Genomic DNA, 17,779 nt, shown 5'->3' on the forward strand with positions numbered 1-17,779 from the left:
CATCAGGCATGGTGCTCCGATTGCTACAAAATTGAAATTACTCGCATCCGGCATTCTATAAATTACAGCAACTCAACCCGCAACGACATCTCTGAGGTTGTTGACTCCCCCGGCGCAAGTGCAATGAGGTCACCACCTTCCGGGCGATGATGGTCATCCGGCGCATGGCTCATCGGTTCCAGACAGAAGAAATCAAACGCATATCCTTTATCAAACGCGGGGTCGGAGACAAAGATGAAATAGCACGGCGCAGGCGGCGTCGCTTCCATAGTGATGGCATAACCCTCCTGCGGCTGCTCAATGCGTGCCTGACCATTCCAGCCGGCAAAACCATTATTCACCCACTGGCGCGGCAGCGGCGCGAGCTGGTTGAAATCCAGTTCTGGCGGTAACTGCTCGCAAAACTCACCCGCCAGCCACTGCTCCCGCTCCAGCCAATAACCGCTCGCCAGTGCCTGAATCCGCGTTTGCGGCGACAACGGAAAATAAGGATGCCAGCCCGTACCAAACGGCAAAGATTCTGCCCCTTGATTGGTGACAGAGAGCGTGACCGTCAGCGTATCCGCCGTCAAATGAAACGCCTGACTTGCCCGATAGTGATAAACACCACTGCGATGTTCATACACCAGGCACAAGCTATCATCACTGCGCGTTACACATTGCCACTCGCCCAGCCAGCCATCGCCGTGCAGATAATGCGCATCCCACTCAACATTCGGTTGCAGTTGATACTCTCGCTCCTGCCAGACAAAACGGTTACCGCTCACCCGGTTTGCAAACGGCACCAGCGGAAAACAGGAGGCATCGGTTGCCACACCGCTTTTTTTACCAGGACGTAAGAGCGGCGTCGTATCACGCCAGAAACCTTCTATGACACCGCCCTGGTCAGAAACGTCCAGCTTTAGCGCCCCGTGAGATAAGGTATAGATGGTCATTCGCTAACTCCTTAATCCGGGAAGTTAATCACGACTTTGCCGCATTTGCCGCTCGCCATCAGCGCATAGGCATCACCTGCCTGTTCCAGCGAGAAGCGGTGGGTAATGGCGTTACGCGGCCACAGTTTCCAGTCGGTCAAATCGTGGGCGCATTTTTCCATATGGAATAAACTGGTCACCCAGGAGCCAATAATCCGCCGTTGATGATGCATCAGATCGGCGCTGACCTCGAACTCCACTTTTCCGGTTTCTCCGATGTAAACCACGCGCCCCCAGTCGGCGGTGGATTGCAATGCCAGCAAGCGCCCTGCGGCATTACCGGAACAATCGAGCGCAACATCTGCGCCGCCGTGGGTGAGTTCGGCGAGAATCTGCGGCAGACCTTCGGTGGTTGCTAAATAACCGTGATCCATCACGCCTAACTGTTTCGCCATCGCCAGACGTTCCGGCAGCATATCAACGCCGATGATCCGTTTCGCACCGCGACCTTTCGCCAGCATCATCGCCATCATGCCGACCGGCCCCAGACCAACCACCAGCACGTTATCGCTGCCTGAGACTTCGCCGCGCAAAATCCCTTCATACGCCGTGCCAACGCCGCAACTGATAAACGCACCATCTTCGTAGCTCAGCGCATCCGGCAGGAGGATCAAATCTTTTTCTTCCGCCAGCAAGTATTCGGCATGACCGCCGTCACGCTGCCAGCCGTAAGCCGCTTTTCCTTCGCCAGTACAAGAGATAGGAAAACCGCGACGGCAGTTCGGGCAAAAACCACAGCCAGAAATGTGATACACCAGCACGCGGTCGCCCTCTTTAAAATGGCGGCAACCCTGCCCCATCGCTACAATCTGCCCGCACGGTTCATGACCGTTGATAAATCCCTGGTATAACGGTTTATCGGGCGCCGCCGCCGTGGCGCGGTGCTGGTGGTAGATATAGTGGACATCGCTTCCGCAAATCCCGGAGGATTTCATTTTGATTAATACCTGGTTAATCCCCGGCGTCGGCACCGCAACTTCCCGCAGATCAACGGTGGAATTTCCTGGTAAATAAGCTGCCAGCATCGTTTTCATAAGTCCCTCATTAACAATACGATTAATTTTCATCCCTGCCGCACCCGCGCCAGGGGCGTTAAGGTTTAGCGTTTCGCTTTAGTGCTTCGCTGGGTCAGCAAGATATTCGCCAGGACCGCCACCACGATGATGACGCCGCGCACCACCTGCTGGAAAAAGGAGTTAATCCCGAGCAACACCAGACCGTTACCGATTAGCGTAATCACCAGTACGCCAAGCAACGTACCGAACAGCGAGCCACGACCGCCGGAAAGCGCCGTACCGCCGACCACGACCGCAGCAATGACATCAAACTCCAGCCCGTTTGCGGCACCTGCGTTACCGGAACCGAGACGAGCAGCCAGCAAAATCCCGGTGACTGCTGCTAATACTCCCGAAAGAGTAAAGATAAGAATGCGCACCCGACGAACGTTAATACCGCACAACTGCGCCGCCGTGGCATTACCGCCAACAGCAAACACCGAGCGCCCAAAAGCGGTTTTACGGCTAATGAACACAAACAGCGCAAACAACACCATCATGATCAGCGCGGATACCGGCACGCCGAGAAATTGCCCGCCCAGCCAGTCCAGCACCTCGTTTTCGTCAATAGGCACTGGCAGGGCGTTCGTCATAAACAAGCCCATCCCGCGCAGGGCGCTCCACAACCCCAGAGTGGCAACGAAACTTGGCACGTTAAACACACCGCGCAGCACCCCGGCCAGCGTTCCCATCAGCGCGCCTAACAGCAACACCAGTAGACACGCCACCGCCAGCGGAACTTCAAATTGCAGCAAAAATGCCAGGCACACCGAGACAAAAGCCACCATCGGTCCAACGCTGACATCAATTTCACCGGAGATAATAATCAGCGTCATCGCCCAGGCGGCGATCCCGATGGTGGCGGCATCGCGCAGCACGTTCATCTGGTTATTCAATGAGATAAAGCCAGGTGCGTTCAGGGAGAAGACCAGATAAAGAATGGCAATCACCACCAGCAAACCGATCTCATTAATATGGCGGCTGACAAATTGTTTGAGCGAGACGCTCTTGCCCTGCGGCAATGGTAATGACGAAGCAGACATCTTCAGGTTCCTCGGTAAAATTCATCAGTGCACAGACAGAATGGCGGACATCAGCTCGTCCACATTGACCGGCGAGTGAAACTCCTGCGAGAACGTACCGTGCTGTAATAACAGGATGCGGTCGCACACCAGCGGCAACTCCTCCACTTCACTGGAGATAAACACCACGCTTTTTCCTTCGGCGGCCAGGTCGCGGACAATACGGTAAATCTGCTGCTTGGCTTCGATATCGACGCCACGTGTTGGCTCGTCGAGCAACAAAATCTGGCTGGCGGCATAGACCCAACGACCGATCACTACTTTTTGCTGATTACCGCCAGAAAGCGTGCCGATGGGCGTTTCGCTACTGGCGGCCTTGACCGTCATCCGCTGCATCACCTCTTCGGTCAGGCGGCGGATGGTGGACCATTGCAGCACGCCGTTGGCGCTGATTTTTTGCCGATTGGTCAGCACTGTATTTTCGTCAACGCCCAGCCAGGGAATAATCCCCGCTTCTTTGCGATTTTCTGGGGTATAGCCAATCCCGCGTTTCAGCATGTCGCCGTAATCGGGGCGGGCGATTTTCTCGCCGTTGATAACAATCTCACCCTGCTCATACGCTTCCAGCCCAACAATCGCTTTCAGCAATTCACTACGCCCTGCACCCAGCAGGCCAGCAATGCCAAGCACTTCGCCACGACGCAGGGAAAAACTGATCTCCGTAAGTTTGGGTCTGTGGCGTAACGCGCGGACTTCCAGCACGGCCTGCTCTGCAATGTCCTGAGCGACAACCGGCGCAATATCAACGTGATCGCGCCCGAGCATCAGCGACACAATATGACGCGTGGAGGTATTTTCGAGCATCACATCACCCGCCACCTGACCATCGCGCATGACGGTGGCACAGGAAGCGATACGGCGGATTTCTTCCATCCGGTGGCTGACATAAATCACCGCTACGCCAAGTGCCGACATCTTTTTCACGGCGCTTATCACCAGTTCAACTTCCGCACTGGCAAGCGAACTGGTGGGTTCATCAAGAATGACCACGCGCGGCTCGCCCTTCATCACCCGCGCAATTTCCACCAGTTGCTTTTGCGCCGGGCTTAGCGTTGAAACAAGTTGTTCAGGGCTAACATCAACACCCAGCGCCTGTAAGCAACGTTGGGCATCCTGCACCATTTGCGGGTAATCAATCATGCCGTTGCGACGGGGCCATTGACCGAGGCAGAGGTTTTCCGCCACCGTCAGCCCTTCCACCAGACTTAATTCCTGATAAACCGCACGTACCCCCAGTTCAGCGGCACGGCGAGTCAGCGTAGCTTCGTCACCTTCCAGTCGCGTCTCGCCAATCCAGATATCACCGCTGTCCGGACGTTCGCTGCCGGTAAGCATTCGAATGAGGGTCGATTTGCCCGCGCCGTTTTTGCCTAACAGCGCGCGAACTTCGCCTTTATTGAGCGTGAAGTTAACGTTATCCAACGCAACGACGCCGGGGTAACGCTTATTTCCTGCCACCACTTTTGCTACCGGGACTGCCTCTGTTGCCGTGAACATAGGAACCTCTGCGAATCAGCTATTAGGGCAGACCATCAACGTGCGTTGCCAGCCACTGTTTACCGTCTTCCGTTTTGGTATAGAGATCGATAGGCACCTGAATCACTTTGTCACCGTCGGCTTGTTTATTGATAACCTTCAATGTTTGCGCAAAAACAGCATTGCCCATTTTCTTACCGGAAATATCCACCACCGCTTTCAGCACCTGGTTGTTTTCCAGTTCCTGAGCAATTTCAGTCGTCATATCCGAACCGAAAACAGCAATTTTTCCGGCCTGATTTTGATTGCGTACCGCTTTTACCGCGCCGAGTGTCGCACCGCCAGATTCCCCCATAATGGCGTTGAGATCCGGCGTGGAGATAATCAGTTTTTCACCAACGGAAATCGCTTTATCTAAAACAGTCCCTTCCTGATTAGCGACAATTTGCGCACCGGGAACGCGAGCTTTTAATATTTCTTCAAATCCTTTTCGACGCTGCACACAAACTTCAAAGGCTTCGCAATTGATAACGGCAATTTTCGGTTGAGCAATTTTGTTGGCAATAAAATAATCGGCAGCAGCGTTACCCAGTTTTTTACCAAATTCTAGCGGATCGCCGACCAGATACGCCGAGACATATTTATCGACGCCCTTCTGATTAATACAGGTGTTGTAGCAAATCACCGGAATACCCGCTTCACTGGCGCGACGAACGGTGCGGCTGCTGCCATTTTCAGAAACAGCAGATAAAATAATAGCATCGACATTACGCGCCACGAGCGTATCAACAAAAGTACTTTCTTTCGAAATATCGCCCTGCGCGTTAGTTTCTATTAACTGAACCTGTACTGAGGAATCTTTTGCCGCATCCTGAACACCCTGACGCACACCGGCATAATATCCCTGAGTATCAAGATATATTGCGCCAATGGTCATTTCTTTTTCCGCAGCCCTGGCAAATAGTGCGCTACCTAATAGCGTAGCCATTAATAATAGATTACGGGTTATTCTGCTTTTTTTAGGCATAGTGCCTCCTGTAGGGTTTTTATTAACAACGGCTTATTCTAATTATTTAGTGATGAGCGGCAGTGCGTGCCGCTCAAAGATTACAGTTAATAGGGTTTAGTGAACGTAGTTAAAAATAAAAGGCATCACGGTGGTGAATAATGCTGCTTTCGGCCAGGCCGGATTAATCGCCGTCAATTCAGCGCGAGCAGATTCATATTGCGCAATCTCCCCTAATCCCGCTGCCGCCAGCATCGCCACCATCAGGCATTTTTCTTTATGCTGCTGTTGTAAATCGCCATACAGCGACAACAAGTCGGGTTGCGAGACGGCAAAGAAATCCGCTTCGATACTGGTTTTCGCCATCTCTTGTGCCCACTGTTTCATTTCAGTGAACAGTTGTTGTGCGGTTTGTTGTTCGCCCAGCAATCGCAGCGCCATCCCTTGCCAGAAGAGATAATCAACTGGCTGATCGTTGTAATAACTGTGGATGTTGATGGTGCGATCGCCGGTCGCCGCCAGGCGTAAACAACGCGTCGCCTCAGCTTCATCACCCTGCGCTTTGGCGCATACTGCCTGCCAGAACCAGATGTCATTATCAGTCTGCCCCGGTAAACGGCCTTCGCTCAAATTCTCCGGGTAATGCAGCGCGGCATGAAGCAGTTCGCTGGCCTGCTGCGGCTGTCTGGCATCAAGATGGTGCCAGGCACGTAACAACTGATTGAGGATAAACTGGCTGGTGACCTTCCCTTCTCCGCCTTCCCACGGGTGGAATTTGCGCGTGGCGAGAATATCTGCCGCTTTGTTTGCCTGACCGGTGAGATGCCACAAATTGAGCAGTTCTGCGGTCATGTCGTCGCGTTTCAGGGCAATTGCCAGATTATTTTCCAGACGCGCCAGTCGTTTCTCCGGTGCAGCCCCGGTTAACTTATCCAGCAAATCCCGTTCGAAAAGCAGACGAGCATCCTGCGGCGCAAGTTGATAAGCATTATCAAGATAACGGGCAGCCAGTTCATAATCATGCTGTTTATTCCACGCATGGATCGCCAACCCGCGCCAGCCGTCGGCAAACTCCGGCGTCATCTCTACGCAACGTTGCCATAACGCTATCGCTTTGCCATAACTGCGCTTGTTGTAATGGAAACAGGCCAGTAAATGACGGGCGAACCAGCACTCTTCAATACTCTCCAGTGCCGCGACTTCTTCCAGCGTATTCGGGAAACGAACAAACTGCGGGAACACGTCAATGGCTTTCGCAATCAATTCGCCGCGCTCAGCTTTCGGCAACAAACTGGCTTGCAGATAAAGCGGCAGCGTTCGCTGGCAGTCCAGTGCGTTCAGCATCTCTGCCGCCAGGGCGGGCATTCCCCAGTTAATCAGTTGCCCGGCGGTCATCAGGGCGTTAACGTCACGCCCCTGACACAGACCACGCCACTGCGTGAGGGCTGACTCGGTACGACCATCGAACCAGTTCAGCCACCACAGGGTGGCGTTCAGCGGATAATCGCGCAGCAGTTTCTCGCGCTGCAAACGCGCGTTGTCCTGACGACCGCTTAACACCAGCAGCAGATTATGCAGGCACAGCACTTGCTGATTGGTTGGGCAGGCGCGCAGACTTTGTTGGCAAAAATCCAGACCAGCGTCGAAGTTACCATTACGCGCCGCCAGCCGTGCCAGACCGTAATAGCCCCCCGCTTTACTGTTACCGCTCCAGACCGCTCGCCAGAAATCCTCTTCAGCTTGTTGATATTGCCCCTGACGTTCATACGCACTGGCGCGAATCAAACTCGCCTGTCCGCACTGCGGGTTTTTGTTCAGCGCATGTGCGCGTTTCAGCGCCTGACTGGCATACGCCACCGCTTGCGGGAAATCGGCACGGTTATATTCCAGCATCGCCAGCGCCAGGTTACAGCGATAATCCAGCGGATCCAACGCCACGCCGCGCAGGTAGTAATCGAACGGTGAACGGCTGGCATGATGGTATTGCTCCAGATGCTGACCGATAAACCAGGCTTCATCTGTACTGGTAATGTCTTGCGCTGCCAGTGGCGCTTTGGCGACGTCCGGCAGCGGCAACTCTTGCGGCTGATGTTCCTGATAACTCAGAACAATATTGCCGTCAGCATCGGAAAGTTCGATGGTCAATCTGTCCGGCTCAATACCGTGCAACACGCCCTGGATGGCGGTCGCTGGCGTCAGGGCCACGGCATCGTTAAGTAACGCTTCGCGCTTGCCGATTTCGCGGATCGCCAGACGGTATCTGTTCAACGGGGAGATGGCATACAGCCCCCACTCAATCCCCCGCTCGCTACGCTGTAATTTAATCACCGTATCGCGGGAGGCGTTTTGCACCATGCCCAGAGAATGGTAAGGCAGGAAATACTGCTCGAAACGCTTCTCTTCGTAAGCATCAAGCCAGGTAAAATCGGGTTGGTTATCAGCAAAAATGCCGGTCATCAGCTCGATATACGGACCGTTATTGTCGGTCAGGCTCTTATCCCACGCCTGGCCAAATTCACTGTGTCCCCAGCTCCACTGTTTTTTACCCGGCGCAATGTGGTGGTTGGCAACGTGTAATAAACCGCCATCTTCATCGTGACACCACGCGCCAACAAAATCGTACTGCGATTTTTCGGCCATATATGAGGTAGGAACAGGCACGTTTTTATAACGCGAAATGTCCACGCCGGCGGAGTAGTCCACTTTGTAATAGGTGCCGGTGGCGATGGGGAAAGCGGAAACTGCGCGTTTGCCGTGATCAAACACCGCAGTCACATCGGGCGGAAAAACGCTCTGATGCCCTTCCCCACCTTTCACTGCCGGGTTGGCCCACCATAAAAAATGACGCGGCGTGGCGTTGCCGTTATAGACGCGGCTGGCAATCTCCAGTGCGGCACGGTCAGGGCGCAACGTAAAACCGGTCATCACCTGTAGACCGTGCATCGGCTCCGTCTCACCAACCCACACGGTCTGTGCACCGTCTTCATGGGCTTCAATGGTGAAATCGACGGGCATAAAGGTGGTCGGGCGATGGTGTTGCGGCCAGTTAAACTCAATCCCGCCGGAGATCCACGGCCCCAGCAGCCCGACCAGCGCCGGTTTAATGACTTCATTGTGATAGACAAAATCGCGCTGTTTCACTTTATCCCACGCGCGATGCACCCGACCGCCCAGTTCCGGCAGGATCATCACTTTGATGTAGTCGTTTTCCAGCCACACCGCCTCCCAGGATTTCAGGGTTTTCTGCTCGCTCAGCGTATCCGTCACGCCGTAGGGATAAACTGCGCCGGACGATCCCTGATAAACGCGATTTTCCAGGAACATGGGATGTATATCCTGCGGTCCGGTTTCATAGGTCGGGATCTCAACGCGCTCTTGCCACACTTTTACTGGAGTCATGGTGCCCTCAATATTAACAAGACATACTGAATTAAAAGATTTGTGGCAGTGTATTGAACAATCTGGCAATGTTTTCGCGGAATAATCACGCAATTAACTAAACAAGGTTTAGTGAAGATGAGAGCCTGCATTAACAATCAACAGATTCGCCACCATAACAAATGCGTGATTCTGGAACTGCTGTACCGGCAAAAGCGCGCCAATAAATCAACGCTGGCCCGGCTGGCGCAAATTTCGATTCCGGCAGTCAGTAATATTTTGCAGGAGCTGGAAAGCGAAAAACGGGTGGTGAATATCGACGATGAAAGCCAGACGCGCGGGCATAGTAGCGGCACATGGCTGATTGCACCGGATGGCGACTGGACGCTGTGCCTGAACGTTACGCCCACCAGCATTGAGTGCCAGGTCGCTAATGCCTGTTTAAGTCCGAAAGGTGTATTTGAATATTTACAGATTGATGCACCGACGCCGCAGGCGCTGCTGTCCGAAATCGAAAAATGCTGGCATCGCCACCGTAAATTGTGGCCGAACCGTACCATCAACCTGGCGCTGGCAATCCACGATCAGGTTGATCCGGTGACCGGCGTGTCGCAAACCATGCCGCAAGCGCCGTGGACAACGCCAGTTGAGGTGAAGTATCTGCTGGAAGAGAAGCTGGGCATTCGGGTGATGGTCGATAATGACTGCGTAATGCTGGCACTGGCGGAGAAATGGCAAAATAATTCACAGGGACGGGATTTCTGCGTGATCAACGTTGATTACGGCATTGGCTCGTCGTTCGTGATTAACGAGCAAATTTATCGCGGCAGTTTGTATGGTAGCGGACAGATTGGTCACACCATCGTTAACCCGGATGGCGTCGCCTGCGACTGCGGGCGTTACGGCTGTCTGGAAACCGTCGCCTCGTTAAGCGCATTTAAAAAGCAGGCGCGGGTATGGCTAAAATCACAACCGGTTAATACTCAGCTTGATCCCGAAAAACTGACTACCGCGCAATTAATCGCTGCCTGGCAGAGTGGAGAACCGTGGATCACCAGTTGGGTTGACCGCAGTGCCAACGCCATTGGTTTGAGTCTGTATAACTTCCTCAACATCCTTAATATTAATCAGATTTGGTTGTATGGTCGCAGTTGCGCCTTTGGCGAGAACTGGCTTAATACCATAATTCGCCAGACGGGATTTAACCCGTTCGACCGCGACGAAGGACCGAGCGTAAAAGCGACGCAAATTGGCTTTGGGCAATTAAGCCGCTCACAACAGGTGCTGGGGATAGGCTATTTGTATGTTGAAGCACAGTTACGCCAGATTTGATGGTGTGATAAGGTAAAAAGGCTTCCCGGAGGAAGCCTTTTTTCAACAGATTAACCGTTTCGCTTATGCGTAAACCGGGTAACGTGCGCAGATGTCGAGAACTTTACCTTTGATGCGCTCGATAACCGCTTCATCATTGATGCTGTCCAGCACGTCACACATCCAGCCAGCCAGTTCTTTCGCTTCAGCTTCTTTGAAGCCGCGACGCGTAATCGCCGGAGTACCCACGCGAATACCGGAAGTCACAAACGGGCTCTTCGGATCGTTCGGTACGCTGTTTTTGTTCACAGTGATATTGGCACGACCCAGAGCGGCGTCAGCTTCTTTACCGGTCAGGTTTTTATCAACCAGATCAACCAGGAACAGGTGGTTATCAGTACCGCCGGAAACCACTTTGTAACCACGCTCCAGGAACACTTCTACCATCGCTTTGGCGTTTTTCGCGACCTGCTGCTGGTAAATTTTAAACTCTGGCTCCATCGCTTCTTTCAGCGCAACCGCTTTACCGGCGATTACGTGCATCAACGGACCGCCCTGACCACCTGGGAAAACGGCAGAGTTCAGTTTTTTGTACAGTTCTTCGCTACCGCCTTTCGCCAGGATCAGGCCGCCGCGCGGACCCGCCAGGGTTTTGTGAGTGGTGGTAGTGACAACGTGAGCATGAGGAACCGGGTTCGGGTAGACGCCAGCGGCAACCAGACCCGCAACGTGCGCCATATCAACGAACAGGTAAGCACCGATGCTGTCAGCGATTTCACGCATTTTCGCCCAGTCAACCACACCGGAATAAGCAGAGAAGCCACCGATAATCATTTTCGGCTTGTGTTCTTTGGCTTGTTTTTCCAGATCTGCGTAGTCGATATGACCGGTAGCATCGATACCGTAAGGAACGATGTTGTACAGTTTACCGGAGAAGTTAACCGGAGAACCGTGAGTCAGGTGACCGCCATGAGCCAGGTTCATACCCAGAACGGTATCACCTGGTTCCAGCAGCGCGGTGTAGACCGCAAAGTTAGCCTGAGAGCCGGAGTGCGGCTGGACGTTAGCGTAGTCAGCGCCGAACAGTTCTTTCGCGCGATCGATCGCCAGTTGTTCGACGATATCAACATACTCGCAACCGCCGTAGTAGCGTTTGCCCGGATAACCTTCAGCATATTTATTGGTCAGCTGAGAACCCTGCGCCTGCATTACGCGCGGGCTGGTGTAGTTTTCGGAGGCGATCAGTTCGATGTGCTCTTCCTGACGTACTTTTTCCTGCTCCATAGCCTGCCACAGTTCGGCATCATAATCGGCAATGTTCATTTCACGCTTTAACATCCGCATCTCCTGACTCAGCTAACAATAAAATTTTTGGCCTTTATAGGCGGTCCTGATGGACAACGGCGAACAGTATAACCGAATCATTCTGCGATAACAGGTCTTGACAAAGGAATTTACGCAAACGATTACCTTCAGGCTGTGCAAGGCTTTGGAGAATAAAGAGCTTGCAACCGGAAACGGATTTCTTTTCAGGTTTGTGATGCAAATTTTTCACTTCATCACATTCTTGATGAAAAACACCAAAGAACCATTTACATTGCAGGGCTATTTTTTATAAGATGCATTTGAGATACATCAATTAAGATGCAAAAAAAGGAAGACCATATGCTTGACGCTCAAACCATCGCTACAGTAAAAGCCACCATCCCTTTACTGGTGGAAACGGGGCCAAAATTAACCGCCCATTTCTACGACCGTATGTTTACTCATAACCCAGAACTCAAAGAAATTTTTAACATGAGTAACCAGCGTAATGGCGATCAACGTGAAGCCCTGTTTAACGCTATTGCCGCCTACGCCAGTAATATTGAAAACCTGCCTGCGCTGCTGCCAGCGGTAGAAAAAATCGCGCAGAAACACACCAGTTTCCAGATCAAACCGGAGCAGTACAACATCGTTGGCGAACACCTGTTGGCGACGCTGGACGAAATGTTCAGCCCGGGTCAGGAAGTGCTGGACGCGTGGGGGAAAGCCTATGGCGTGCTGGCAAATGTATTTATCAATCGCGAGGCAGAAATCTATAACGAAAACGCCAGAAAAACTGGTGGCTGGGAAGGTACTCGCGATTTCCGCATTGTGGCTAAAACACCGCACAGCGCGCTTATCACCAGCTTCGAACTGGAACCAGTCGACGGTGGCGCAGTGGCAGAATACCGTCCGGGGCAATATCTCGGTGTCTGGCTGAAACCGGAAGGTTTCCCGCATCAGGAAATTCGCCAGTACTCTTTGACTCGTAAACCGGATGGCAAAGGCTATCGTATTGCGGTGAAACGCGAAGATGGCGGACAGGTTTCTAACTGGCTGCACAATCACGCCAATGTTGGCGATGTCGTGAAGCTGGTGGCTCCGGCGGGTGATTTCTTTATGGATGTGACAAATGACACACCGGTAACCTTAATCTCTGCCGGTGTCGGTCAGACGCCAATGCTGGCTATGCTCGATACGCTGGCAAAAGCAGGCCATAGCGCCCAGGTGAACTGGTTCCATGCAGCAGAAAATGGCGATGTTCACGCCTTTGCTGATGAAGTTAAGGAACTGGGACAATCACTGCCGCGCTTTACCGCACACACCTGGTATCGTCAGCCGAGCGAGGCCGATCGCGCGAAAGACCAGTTTGATAGCGAAGGTCTGATGGATTTAAGCAAACTGGAAGGTGCGTTCAGCGATCCGGCCATGCAGTTCTATCTCTGCGGTCCGGTGGGCTTCATGCAGTTTGCCGCGAAACAGTTAGTGGATCTGGGCGTGAAGCAGGAAAACATTCATTACGAATGCTTTGGCCCGCATAAGGTGCTGTGATTTGATATTGCCGGATGGAAACATCCGGCAACCCTGACGCGGTTTAAATTGCCGCGTCGTCCTCTTCACCGGTACGGATACGAATGACCCGTGCCACGTCAAAGACGAAGATTTTACCGTCACCGATTTTGCCGGTTTGCGCCGTGCGAATAATGGTATCGACACAGGTATCGACAATGTCGTCCGGTACGACAATCTCAATTTTCACCTTCGGCAGAAAATCCACCATATACTCCGCGCCACGATACAGCTCGGTATGGCCTTTCTGGCGGCCAAAACCTTTCACCTCGGTGACTGTCATGCCGGTAATGCCGACTTCAGCCAGTGCTTCGCGGACATCGTCCAGCTTGAAGGGTTTAATAATCGCATCAATCTTTTTCATGCTATTCCTTGAAAAGGTCGCCTGTCTTCTGATCTGCTAAACGTAACACATTACGCCAATTCATTCCTTGAAATCGTTTGCATCCAGCTCGTGTCGGGAAAGCAGTTTATAAAATTCTGTCCGGTTGCGCCCCGCCATTCTCGCCGCATGGGTGACGTTACCTTTAGTGATTTGCAGAAGCTTGCGCAAGTAATTGAGTTCAAACTGATTACGCGCCTCAACAAAGGTTGGCAACGCGGTGTTTTCGCCCTCCAGCGCCTGCTCCACCAGCGCATCACTAATTACCGGGGATGAGGTCAGCGCCACGCACTGTTCAATCACGTTGACCAACTGGCGAACATTACCTGGCCAGGTGGCGGTCATCAGGCGTTTCATTGCATCGGTGGAGAACGCGCGAACAAAGGGTTTATGTCGCTCTGCTGCCTGGCGCAACAAGTGATTTGCCAGTAGCGGAATGTCTTCCGTGCGCTCCGCCAGTGCCGGAATTTTCAGGCTGACAACGTTGAGGCGGTAATAAAGATCTTCGCGAAACTCCCCGCGCGCCATCGCTTTTGGCAGGTCGCGGTGAGTGGCAGAGATAATCCGCACGTCGATATCAATATCGCGGTTGCTGCCCAGCGGGCGCACTTTACGCTCCTGCAACACGCGCAGCAGTTTGACCTGCAACGGTGCGGGCATATCGCCAATCTCATCGAGAAATAGCGTACCGCCTTCCGCCGCCTGGAATAAACCTTCGCGATTGCTGACAGCGCCAGTAAACGCACCTCGCGCATGACCAAACAGTTCTGACTCCAGCAACTGCTCGGGCAATGCGCCACAGTTAATAGCAATAAATGGTTTGCTGTTGCGCGGGCTTGCGTTGTGGATAGCCTGGGCGAAAATCTCTTTCCCGGTGCCGCTCTGGCCGTTAATCAGCACGCTAACATCTGATTGCGCCACCAGTCGCGCCTGTTCCAGCAAACGCAACATCAGTGGACTGCGGGTAACAATCGCCTCACTCCAGCGTTCGTCTGTGGCTGGCGCGGATTGCTCCAGCGCATCGTCAATTGCCTGATACAACGCGTCTTTATCAACAGGTTTGGTGAGGAAACTGAACACGCCCTGCTGTGTCGCTGCAACGGCATCAGGAATGGAACCATGCGCGGTAAGAATGATTACTGGCATACCCGGCTGCACTTTCTGGATTTCAGCAAACAGCTGCATACCGTCCATTTCATCCATTCGCAGGTCGCTGATGACTAAATCTACTTTTTCGCGATTCAGTACCCGTAATCCTTCTGCACCACTTTCTGCCGTGACCACACTGTAGCCTTCGCTGGTCAAACGCAGGCCAAGTAATTTCAGCAATCCAGGATCATCATCCACCAATAATAAATGCGCAGGTTTATGGCTCATCAGGGGTGACCTCACTGGTAGATGATGCGGGCGTTTCGCTCTCGTGTGGCGCATCCGGGACAAAATTTCCAGCCGGTTTGCGGGTCGAGAGCTGACGTTCAATATCGGTCAGATTTTCCAGCTTGCGGGTGGTGAGTTCCAGTTGCTGCTCTAGAACGTGATGCTGCTGGCGCAAGGTATCCAGTTCGCTGTCGCTGGACTGCTGGAGTTTACTGTAGCGTTGGCGCTCTTGTGCCAGTTGCAATTGTAACGCCTGATCGTCGCGCCAGAGTTGATACAGCGGTCGAACCTGCGCCGGGATCTCAGTACTTAACGCGTCTATGCGCGCGACCATCTGGCGACGCTCATACGGCGTAATTTTAGCGTCGGCGAGCAAAATCCCCTGTTTAAAGGTATTTTGCCAGCTGCCATCGCCATACTTACGGGCTTGCTGGCGCGACTGCGCTGGCATTAAACGGTTGGCACAATCCATCGCCCGTAGCCAGTAAAGCGGATTAGTTTCGGTTGATTTACCTTGCAGCGCCCAGATGTCGCTACATTCGGTAGAAAGATAGTCAGCCAGTTGATAAACCGGAATTTTTTCTTGTGCAGACGTATCTATGGCAGGCTTATCGTGACTCTGCACACAACCCAGCAACGCCAGACAAGGCAACCCTGCCAGCCACAGCCGTCGGGGCAATAATCGTTGAAAAATGTGTCGCATATTCACCAGACTTAGAGCCTATCCCAATGGGCGTAATTGTTGCAGGCAGTTTGGACACGGACAGCGCGGAGAAACCGGAGCGTACACATAGTACGTGATGATTTCGAGCACTGCCCGGAGCCAAACTGGCAAATAAAATAGCCTGATGGGATAGGCTCTTAACATTATTTTGTGTTTTTCGACGACGGTAATTCAATGCGGAAACAAACGTCTTGCCCGCTTTCGTCGACCAGATACAGTTCCCCCTGCATACGGCGAATACAATCCCTGGCAATGCTTAATCCCAGACCACTGCCCTTCACCGCCCCTTTTCGCTGGTGGCTTCCCTGAAAAAAGGGTTCGAAGATCATGGCGCGTTCTTCTTGCGGAATGGGCGTGCCTGTATTGATGACATCAATATAAACCCGCGCACCATGTAAACTGCTGCGAAGGCAAATGTTACCGGATTCAGCCCCGTAGTGCACCGCATTGGAGTAAAGATTATCCAGCACGCTCATCAGCAGCATTGGCTCCGCCAGGCAAGCTGTTGCTTTGAGATCGACGTCGGTATGCATCATTTTAGCCCGTGCTGGCAAGCTGTGAGCGGAAACCACCATCTCCACCAGCGGTGCCAGCTCTACGTTCTCCAGTTCCACCGCGCCGTCCGCCTGTTTACGGTTGTAATCAAGCAGTTGTTCGATCAGTTTTTGCAAATTGCGGCTACTGCTATCAAGAATGCTCACCACCTCTTTTTGCTCTGGCGTAAGCGGCCCGACAACCTGGTCAGCCAGTAATTCCGTGCCTTCGCGCATACTCGCCAGCGGCGTTTTTAATTCATGAGATAAATGACGTAAGAACTGGTGCCGCTGGGATTCCAGCCATGACAGGCGCTCACTTAACCAAAGAATACGTTGCCCAACCGAGCGTAACTCGCTCGGTCCACTGAACGAGACGCTATTGCCCAGGGAACGCCCCTCCCCCAGCCGATTGATCATGCGCTCGATATTTTTCACCGGCCCGATAATCATCCGCGTGAAAAGCAGTACCATCACCAGACTCACCAGAAATAGCACCAGCGATTGCCAACCAAAATATTGCCCACGTTCGGCGATTTCGCGTTGTAACTGCTGCCCGCGAGAGAACACCACAGTGCGAGTGGCTTGAACCATTTCGGTATTGGCATTGGCGAAGGCTTCCAGACGTGCGGCGGCAGCGGTATCGGGACCGCTGTTGTTACACTGAAGTTGAGCCAGATTGTTCAAATCCTGACGCAATGCCTGATAGAGTTTATCGTCCGGCAACACGCCTGCGTGGGCATCAAGCATTTCACTGTAACGCTTGCGCTGGCTTTGATACACCTTCGCCAAAGTGGGATCATCCAGCACACAATACTGACGATAACTACGCTCCATTTCCAGCGCCGCGTTGGTCATCGCTTCACTGCGCCGGGCATCGATAAGCGTCGTGCGATTGACCAGCGCCGCCTGATCGCTAAGTGCATTCAGGCTTTGCCAGGCTTGCCATGCCAGCACCAGCAGAGGGAGCAAAATAAGCAAGAATGCCAGCATTACCAGTTGTCGTAATGAGCGGGGAAAAACGGGCCAGCGTTTCAAGGCGTTACTCTCGTCAGACGCGAATAGACTGATGCTAACCGAGGGGACGTTCAGATACAACAAAGCCGGGAATTACCCGGCTTTGTTGTGGAATAAGGCGGTGCCTAACTCGACGTTTCGCCCGATGGTTGATATAGCTAAGCTGATATCAGAAGTTGGACGGCAGGCACCTTGTTGTGCGTCATTCTAATTTTATGTAGCACGTCCCGAAGGGGCTGACATAAGTCGGTGAATGAGCCACTGGTTATTATTATGCAGTAACTGTGCCAATAAATAAAATAGTTTGATAACGTACTGATAAACGTAGCTTTGATGAATTAATGGCTACTCCACTGCTTGGCTATAAATCAGCCACTGTGTCGTTTAAAAGAGACATCCAAAGATGAAATTGTTTGTTTTAAATTAAATCAACAAGTTAAGTGTCACCTATAAGCGACACGGTAAATCACACATTGTCGTGATTTACAGACACAAAAAAGCTCCCGGTGTTGGGAGCTTATAATTGTTGGCTAAGTGGTTGTGTGTAACGCCACATCCGGCCTACAAAATATTGCAAATTCAATACATTG

13 protein-coding genes are annotated in these 17,779 nt (G+C 52.6%); 2 read left to right on the forward strand and 11 right to left on the reverse strand.

What is annotated here, in order from left to right; all coding sequences use genetic code 11:
• Positions 1 to 62: 62 nt before the first annotated feature.
• The 6 genes from WC5_RS00500 to WC5_RS00475 all read right to left on the reverse strand — a co-directional run bounded on the left by WC5_RS00500 (position 63) and on the right by WC5_RS00475 (position 8,992).
• On the reverse strand, positions 63 to 935 hold the full coding sequence (locus WC5_RS00500; protein WP_000158493.1) for an aldose 1-epimerase: 873 nt from the start codon (positions 933 to 935) through the stop codon (positions 63 to 65).
• 11 nt (positions 936 to 946) lie between these two features.
• Positions 947 to 2,041, reverse strand: a complete 1,095-nt coding sequence (locus WC5_RS00495; RefSeq protein WP_000700839.1) for a zinc-dependent alcohol dehydrogenase family protein — start codon at positions 2,039 to 2,041, stop codon at positions 947 to 949.
• 32 nt (positions 2,042 to 2,073) lie between these two features.
• Positions 2,074 to 3,072, reverse strand: a complete 999-nt coding sequence (locus tag WC5_RS00490; RefSeq protein WP_001276673.1) for an ABC transporter permease — start codon at positions 3,070 to 3,072, stop codon at positions 2,074 to 2,076.
• 24 nt (positions 3,073 to 3,096) lie between these two features.
• Positions 3,097 to 4,608 (reverse strand): sugar ABC transporter ATP-binding protein, encoded by a 1,512-nt coding sequence (locus WC5_RS00485; RefSeq protein WP_000493497.1) that lies wholly within the window; start codon positions 4,606 to 4,608, stop codon positions 3,097 to 3,099.
• Positions 4,609 to 4,630: 22 nt separating this feature from the next.
• Positions 4,631 to 5,614 (reverse strand): substrate-binding domain-containing protein, encoded by a 984-nt coding sequence (locus WC5_RS00480; RefSeq protein ID WP_001124983.1) that lies wholly within the window; start codon positions 5,612 to 5,614, stop codon positions 4,631 to 4,633.
• Between the two features lie 96 nt (positions 5,615 to 5,710).
• Positions 5,711 to 8,992, reverse strand: a complete 3,282-nt coding sequence (locus tag WC5_RS00475) for a DUF5107 domain-containing protein (protein WP_010349120.1) — start codon at positions 8,990 to 8,992, stop codon at positions 5,711 to 5,713.
• A gap of 117 nt (positions 8,993 to 9,109) precedes the next feature.
• On the opposite strand from WC5_RS00475, the gene WC5_RS00470 reads away from it, so the two are divergent.
• Positions 9,110 to 10,303 (forward strand): ROK family protein, encoded by a 1,194-nt coding sequence (locus WC5_RS00470; RefSeq protein ID WP_010349121.1) that lies wholly within the window; start codon positions 9,110 to 9,112, stop codon positions 10,301 to 10,303.
• A 63-nt stretch (positions 10,304 to 10,366) separates the two neighbouring features.
• Here WC5_RS00470 and glyA read toward each other — a convergent pair whose 3' ends face one another.
• Positions 10,367 to 11,620: a serine hydroxymethyltransferase gene (gene glyA / locus WC5_RS00465; RefSeq protein WP_000919151.1), complete on the reverse strand. Its 1,254-nt coding sequence runs from the start codon at positions 11,618 to 11,620 to the stop codon at positions 10,367 to 10,369.
• A gap of 327 nt (positions 11,621 to 11,947) precedes the next feature.
• Here glyA and hmpA point away from each other — a divergent pair, with 327 nt between their 5' ends.
• Positions 11,948 to 13,138, forward strand: coding sequence for an NO-inducible flavohemoprotein (gene hmpA / locus WC5_RS00460; RefSeq protein WP_000883097.1), 1,191 nt, complete (start codon positions 11,948 to 11,950; stop codon positions 13,136 to 13,138).
• Between the two features lie 43 nt (positions 13,139 to 13,181).
• Here hmpA and glnB read toward each other — a convergent pair whose 3' ends face one another.
• The 4 genes from glnB to qseE all read right to left on the reverse strand — a co-directional run bounded on the left by glnB (position 13,182) and on the right by qseE (position 17,210).
• A complete protein-coding gene (gene glnB, locus WC5_RS00455) occupies positions 13,182 to 13,520 on the reverse strand; it encodes a nitrogen regulatory protein P-II (RefSeq protein ID WP_000717694.1) in 339 nt (112 codons plus the stop codon).
• Positions 13,521 to 13,580: 60 nt separating this feature from the next.
• Positions 13,581 to 14,915 (reverse strand): two-component system response regulator GlrR, encoded by a 1,335-nt coding sequence (gene glrR / locus WC5_RS00450; RefSeq protein WP_000018523.1) that lies wholly within the window; start codon positions 14,913 to 14,915, stop codon positions 13,581 to 13,583.
• Positions 14,905 to 15,618: a two-component system QseEF-associated lipoprotein QseG gene (gene qseG, locus WC5_RS00445; protein WP_010349127.1), complete on the reverse strand. Its 714-nt coding sequence runs from the start codon at positions 15,616 to 15,618 to the stop codon at positions 14,905 to 14,907. The genes glrR and qseG overlap by 11 nt, the downstream gene beginning before the upstream one ends.
• Before the next feature lie 164 nt (positions 15,619 to 15,782).
• Positions 15,783 to 17,210: a two component system sensor histidine kinase QseE/GlrK gene (gene qseE, locus WC5_RS00440; protein WP_024192254.1), complete on the reverse strand. Its 1,428-nt coding sequence runs from the start codon at positions 17,208 to 17,210 to the stop codon at positions 15,783 to 15,785.
• Positions 17,211 to 17,779 lie beyond the last annotated feature (569 nt).

The organism is Escherichia sp. KTE114, from assembly GCF_000407765.1.
Lineage (GTDB): Bacteria > Pseudomonadota > Gammaproteobacteria > Enterobacterales > Enterobacteriaceae > Escherichia > Escherichia ruysiae.

Excerpts from the sequence above, each read along its gene's own strand:
- WC5_RS00500 (WP_000158493.1), bottom strand. The coding sequence starts at position 935 with ATGACCATCTATACCTTATCTCACGGGGCGCTAAAGCTGGACGTTTCT.
- WC5_RS00495 (WP_000700839.1), bottom strand. The coding sequence starts at position 2,041 with ATGAAAATTAATCGTATTGTTAATGAGGGACTTATGAAAACGATGCTG.
- WC5_RS00490 (WP_001276673.1), bottom strand. The coding sequence starts at position 3,072 with ATGTCTGCTTCGTCATTACCATTGCCGCAGGGCAAGAGCGTCTCGCTC.
- WC5_RS00485 (WP_000493497.1), bottom strand. The coding sequence starts at position 4,608 with ATGTTCACGGCAACAGAGGCAGTCCCGGTAGCAAAAGTGGTGGCAGGA.
- WC5_RS00480 (WP_001124983.1), bottom strand. The coding sequence starts at position 5,614 with ATGCCTAAAAAAAGCAGAATAACCCGTAATCTATTATTAATGGCTACG.
- WC5_RS00475 (WP_010349120.1), bottom strand. The coding sequence starts at position 8,992 with ATGACTCCAGTAAAAGTGTGGCAAGAGCGCGTTGAGATCCCGACCTAT.
- WC5_RS00470 (WP_010349121.1), top strand. The coding sequence starts at position 9,110 with ATGAGAGCCTGCATTAACAATCAACAGATTCGCCACCATAACAAATGC.
- glyA (WP_000919151.1), bottom strand. The coding sequence starts at position 11,620 with ATGTTAAAGCGTGAAATGAACATTGCCGATTATGATGCCGAACTGTGG.
- hmpA (WP_000883097.1), top strand. The coding sequence starts at position 11,948 with ATGCTTGACGCTCAAACCATCGCTACAGTAAAAGCCACCATCCCTTTA.
- glnB (WP_000717694.1), bottom strand. The coding sequence starts at position 13,520 with ATGAAAAAGATTGATGCGATTATTAAACCCTTCAAGCTGGACGATGTC.
- glrR (WP_000018523.1), bottom strand. The coding sequence starts at position 14,915 with ATGAGCCATAAACCTGCGCATTTATTATTGGTGGATGATGATCCTGGA.
- qseG (WP_010349127.1), bottom strand. The coding sequence starts at position 15,618 with ATGCGACACATTTTTCAACGATTATTGCCCCGACGGCTGTGGCTGGCA.